Source organism: Streptomyces sp. NPDC029014 (assembly GCF_055564695.1).
In genome coordinates, this window is record NZ_JBVHVT010000177.1 from 1 (window position 1) to 5034 (window position 5034).

The window sequence follows — 5034 nt, forward strand, 5'->3', positions numbered from 1 at the left end:
TCTCGCTCCCCGAATGCTGTGGCCCATCTGACACCCCCCCAGCCCCCCCCCCCCCCCCCCCCCCCCCCCCCCCCCCCCCCCCCCCCCCCCCCCCCCCCCCCCCCCCCGCAGCCGTATCCGGGGACGGGCGTCAGGGATCCGTCAGGGATGGGCGGACGACCGGCCAAAAGTGCGTGAACAGCACAAACGTCCTTGAGAATGGGCGCATGGCACGCGGCAAGCTTCGGATCTACCTCGGCGCGGCCCCCGGCGTGGGCAAGACGTACGCCATGCTGTCGGAGGCGCACCGCCGGGTGGAGCGCGGCACGGACTGCGCGGTCGGCTTCGTCGAGCACCACGGGCGGGCGCGCACGGAGGTCATGCTCCACGGGCTGGAGGTCGTCCCGCGCAGGGAGGTCGCGTACCGGGGCGCCCTGTTCCCCGAGATGGACGTGGACGCGGTGCTGGCGCGGCGGCCGGCCGTGGCGCTGGTGGACGAGCTCGCGCACACGAACGTCCCCGGCTCGCGGAACGCCAAGCGCTGGCAGGACGTCGAGGAGCTGCTGCGGGCGGGCGTCGACGTGGTCTCGACGGTGAACGTCCAGCACCTGGAATCGCTGGGCGACGTCGTCGAGACGATCACGGGGGTGCGGCAGCGGGAGACGGTCCCGGACGAGGTGGTGCGGCGGGCCGACCAGATCGAGCTGGTCGACATGTCGCCGCAGGCCCTCAGGCGGCGCATGGCCCACGGCAACATCTACGCGCCGGACGAGGTCGACGCGGCGCTGTCGAACTACTTCCGGCCGGGCAACCTGACGGCGCTGCGCGAGCTGGCGCTGCTCTGGGTCGCGGACCGGGCGGACGAGTACCTCCAGGAGTACCGGGGCGAGCACGGCATCCGCGCCACCTGGCAGGCCCGGGAGCGCATCGTCGTCGGGCTGACCGGCGGCCCGGAGGGGCGCACGCTGGTCCGGCGGGCGGCGCGGCTGGCGGAGAAGGGCGCCGGCGGCGAGCTCATGGCCGTGTACGTGGCCCGCAGCGACGGCCTGACAGCGGCCTCCCCGAAGGAGCTCGCGCTCCAGCGCACCCTGGTCGAGGACCTCGGCGGAACGTTTCACCACGTGATCGGCGACGACATCGCCACCGGCCTGCTGGAGTTCGCCCGCGGCGTCAACGCCACCCAGGTCGTGCTCGGCTCCAGCCGTCGCAGGCCCTGGCAGCACGTCCTCGGGCCCGGGGTGGGCGTCACCGTCGCCCGTGAGTCCGGACCCGACCTCGACGTGCACATCGTCACCCACGAGGAAGCCGCCAAGGGGCGCGGCCGCGGCCTGCCGGCGGCCCGCTCGGCCGCCCTGCTCGGCCGGACCCGGGTCATCGCGGGCTGGGTCGTCGGCGTGGTCTGCCCGGCCCTGCTGGCGATCCTGCTCACGCACGTCGACGCCGACCCCGGCCTGGCCAACGAGATGCTGCTGTTCCTGGCGCTGACCGTGGCCGCGGCGCTGCTCGGCGGGCTCTACCCGGCGCTCGCCTCGGCCGCCTTCGGCTCCCTGCTGCTCAACTACTTCTTCGCGCCGCCGGTGCACCGCCTGACGATCTCCGACCCGAAGAACATCGTGGCCATCGCGGTCTTCTTCGGCGTCGCCGTCTCCGTCGCCTCGGTGGTCGACCTCGCCGCCCGCCGCACCCACCAGGCGGCCCGGCTGCGCGCCGAGTCCGAGGTCCTGTCCTTCCTCGCCGGGAGCGTGCTGCGCGGGGAGACCACGCTGGACGCACTGCTGGAACGGGTCCGCGAGACCTTCGCCATGGAGTCCGTGGCCCTGCTGGAGCGCGACGGCGACCGGGAGTCCTGGAGGCCGGCCGGCAGCGTCGGCCCGCACCCCGCGGCCCGCCCCGAGGAAGCCGACGTGGACATGCCGATCGGGGACGGGATGGCGCTGGCCCTGTCCGGGCGGGTGCTCCCCGCCGAGGACCGCCGGGTGCTCGGCGCCTTCGCCGCCCAGGCCGCCGTCGTCCTGGACCGCCAGCGCCTCCTCGGGGAGGCCGAGGAGGCCCGCCGCCTCGCCGAGGGCAACCGGATCCGGACCGCGCTGCTGGCCGCCGTCAGCCACGACCTGCGGACCCCGCTCGCCGGGATCAAGGCCTCCGTGTCCTCCCTGCGCTCCGACGACGTGGAGTGGTCGGAGGAGGACCGGGCCGAGTTGCTGGAGGGCATCGAGGACGGCGCCGACCGGCTCGACCACCTCGTGGGCAACCTCCTCGACATGTCCCGCCTGCAGACCGGCACCGTCACCCCGCTGATCCGCGAGATCGACCTCGACGAGGTGGTCCCGATGGCCCTGGGCGGCGTACCCGAGGACAGCGTCGTCCTGGACGTTCCCGAGACGCTGCCGATGGTCGCGGTCGACCCGGGGCTGCTGGAGCGGGCCGTGGCGAACGTCGTGGAGAACGCCGTCAAGTACAGCCCGGCGCACGAGCCGGTCCTGGTGGCCGCCAGCCACCTCGGCGACCGGGTCGAGGTACGCGTCGTCGACCGCGGCCCCGGCGTCCCCGACGAGGCCAAGGAGCGCATCTTCGAACCCTTCCAGCGCCACGGCGACGCCCCGCGCGGGACGGGCGTCGGCCTCGGACTCGCCGTCGCCCGCGGTTTCACCGAGGCCATGGACGGCACGCTGGCCGCCGAGGACACTCCCGGTGGCGGGCTGACCATGGTGCTCACCCTGCGCGCCGCCCCGCGCGGGCGTGCGCCGGCGCCCGACCGCATGCTGGATCCCCTACCGGCCGGGCCCACCAGGTCCAGCGGGCCCGCCGAGCCGACCGGGCCCGCCGCCCGGCCCGCCGAGCCGACCGGGCCCGCCGCCCGGCCCGCCGAGCCGACCGACCCGATACGTCCCGTACGACAGAAAGCAGGACCTCCATGACCCGGGTGCTCGTGGTGGACGACGAGCCGCAGATCGTCCGAGCCCTCGTGATCAACCTCAAGGCGCGCAAGTACGAGGTGGACGCCGCGGCCGACGGGGCCGGCGCCCTGGAGCTCGCGGCCGCCCGCCACCCCGACGTGGTCGTCCTGGACCTCGGCCTGCCCGACATGGACGGCGTCGAGGTGATCAGGGGGCTGCGCGGCTGGACCCGGGTCCCGATCCTGGTGCTGTCCGCCCGGCACAGCTCGGACGAGAAGGTCGAGGCCCTGGACGCCGGTGCCGACGACTACGTCACCAAGCCCTTCGGCATGGACGAGTTGCTGGCACGGCTGCGCGCCGCCGTGCGCCGGGCCGAGCCGGTGGCCGGCGCCGTCGGGGAGGAGGTCGTCGTGGAGACCGACGGCTTCACCGTGGACCTGGCCGCGAAGAAGGCGGTGCGCGAGGGGCGCGACGTACGGCTCACGCCCACCGAGTGGCACCTGCTGGAGGTGCTCGTCCGCAACGCCGGGAAGCTGGTCGGCCAGAAGCAGCTGCTCCAGGAGGTGTGGGGCCCCTCGTACGGCACGGAGACGAACTACCTGCGCGTCTACATGGCGCAGTTGCGGCGCAAACTGGAGCTCGACCCCTCGCATCCGCGGCACTTCATCACGGAACCGGGCATGGGATACCGCTTCGAGAGGTAGTCGGGGCGCCGGTACGCTTCCTGGTATGAGTGCTGAACCGCGTCCCGAGAAGTCCGCCAAGCCGGTACGGCCGGCGGGCCGGTTCCGCCGGATGATCGAAAGGCTGTCCTCCTCCCAGGAGGAGCTGCATTCGGCGGAGCTGCAGGAGGACGCAGAAGCCGCGGGATGCACGCGGATCTGCGATTCCCACGACCGCGAGATAGTCAAGGTCACCGGGACCCTGCGTACCGTCACCCTCCGGCCCCGCGCGGGCGTCCCCGCGCTGGAGGCGGAGCTCTTCGACGGATCCGCCGCGTTGGACGTGGTCTGGCTGGGACGTCGCTCGATCGTGGGAATCGAGCCGGGCCGCCGCATGATCGCCTCCGGTCGGATCGCCATGAGCCACGGCCGCCGGGTCCTCTTCAACCCGAAGTACGAACTCCGACCGCTCGGACAGGAGCAGTAACCGGTGACGTCACTCGACAAACCCCCGACGAACCCCGGGCAGCCCGCCCACGGGCCGGGGGGATCCCAGGGACAGGGGGCGGAACCCGCCGCCGACCAGAGCGCGGTGACCCAGGCGGCGCTCTTCGACGCCTTCGGGGGCATCCGGGGCACCGTGGAGACGATGCTCCCCGGCCTGCTCTTCGTGATGATCTACACGATCAACAAGGACGTGAAGATGTCCGCCATCGCGGCGGGCGCGGTCGCGGTCCTGCTGGTGGTCGTGCGCCTGCTGCGCAGGGACACCGTCAAGCACGCCTTCAGCGGGGTCTTCGGCGTGGGCGTGGGCGTGGCCTTCGCGCTCTTCACGGGCAGCGCCAAGGGCTTCTACCTGCCCGGCATGATCTACGGCGCCGGGCTGGGCGTGGCCTTCACGCTGTCCGCGCTCGTGGGGTTCCCGCTGCTGGGGGTGATCCTGGGGCCGGTGTTCAAGGAGAACATGTCCTGGCGGACCCGGAACCCCGGCCGCAAGAAGGCGTACACGAAGGCCAGCCTGGCCTGGGGCATCATCTTCCTCGCCAAGTACGCCATCCTCTTCCCGCTGTACTGGTGGGGCGACGCGACCCAGCTGGGCTGGCTGCTGATCGCGCTGAAGCTGCCGCCCATGGTGCTCGCGGTGTACTTCACGTGGGTGTTCCTCGCGAAGGCGCCGCCGCCGATCGACGTGATGGCGGAGTACGAGGCGGAGGAGGCCGCGCGGAAGGCGGCCAAGGCCCAGGCCTCGCGCGAGCGGGGCGCCTGACGGGCCGACGGGCCTGACGGGCCCGGGGACCTGACGGGTCGAGGGACCCTGACGGGTCGAGGGACCTGACGGGCCCGACGGCTCGGGGAACACCTCCGGAGCACGCGAAGGGGGGGGGGGGGGGGGGGGGGGGTGCGCCCCCCCCCCCCCCCCCTCCCCCCCCCCCCCCCCCCACGCCCCCCCCCCCCCCCCCCCCCCCCCCCCCCCCCCCCCCCCCCCCCCCCCCCCC

4 protein-coding genes are annotated in these 5034 nt (G+C 73.9%); all 4 read left to right on the forward strand.

Features of this window, described 5'->3' with window-relative positions:
• The first annotated feature begins 206 nt into the window (after nucleotides 1-206).
• Genes ACZ4VL_RS40070 through ACZ4VL_RS40085 form a run of 4 tightly spaced genes read left to right on the forward strand, consistent with a single transcriptional unit; the run spans nucleotide 207 to nucleotide 4805 of the window.
• On the forward strand, nucleotides 207-2897 hold the full coding sequence (locus ACZ4VL_RS40070; RefSeq protein ID WP_468210812.1) for a DUF4118 domain-containing protein: 2691 nt from the start codon (nucleotides 207-209) through the stop codon (nucleotides 2895-2897).
• Nucleotides 2894-3580, forward strand: a complete 687-nt coding sequence (locus tag ACZ4VL_RS40075) for a response regulator (protein ID WP_468210815.1) — start codon at nucleotides 2894-2896, stop codon at nucleotides 3578-3580. The genes ACZ4VL_RS40070 and ACZ4VL_RS40075 overlap by 4 nt, the downstream gene beginning before the upstream one ends.
• Nucleotides 3581-3605: 25 nt before the next feature.
• Nucleotides 3606-4025, forward strand: a complete 420-nt coding sequence (locus ACZ4VL_RS40080; protein ID WP_361093776.1) for an OB-fold nucleic acid binding domain-containing protein — start codon at nucleotides 3606-3608, stop codon at nucleotides 4023-4025.
• Between the two features lie 3 nt (nucleotides 4026-4028).
• Entirely contained in the window at nucleotides 4029-4805 is a 777-nt protein-coding gene (locus ACZ4VL_RS40085) for a DUF3159 domain-containing protein (protein ID WP_468210818.1), read from the forward strand.
• Nucleotides 4806-5034: the final 229 nt, after the last annotated feature.

Excerpts from the sequence above, each read along its gene's own strand:
- ACZ4VL_RS40080 (WP_361093776.1), top strand. The coding sequence starts at position 3,606 with ATGAGTGCTGAACCGCGTCCCGAGAAGTCCGCCAAGCCGGTACGGCCG.
- ACZ4VL_RS40075 (WP_468210815.1), top strand. The coding sequence starts at position 2,894 with ATGACCCGGGTGCTCGTGGTGGACGACGAGCCGCAGATCGTCCGAGCC.
- ACZ4VL_RS40070 (WP_468210812.1), top strand. The coding sequence starts at position 207 with ATGGCACGCGGCAAGCTTCGGATCTACCTCGGCGCGGCCCCCGGCGTG.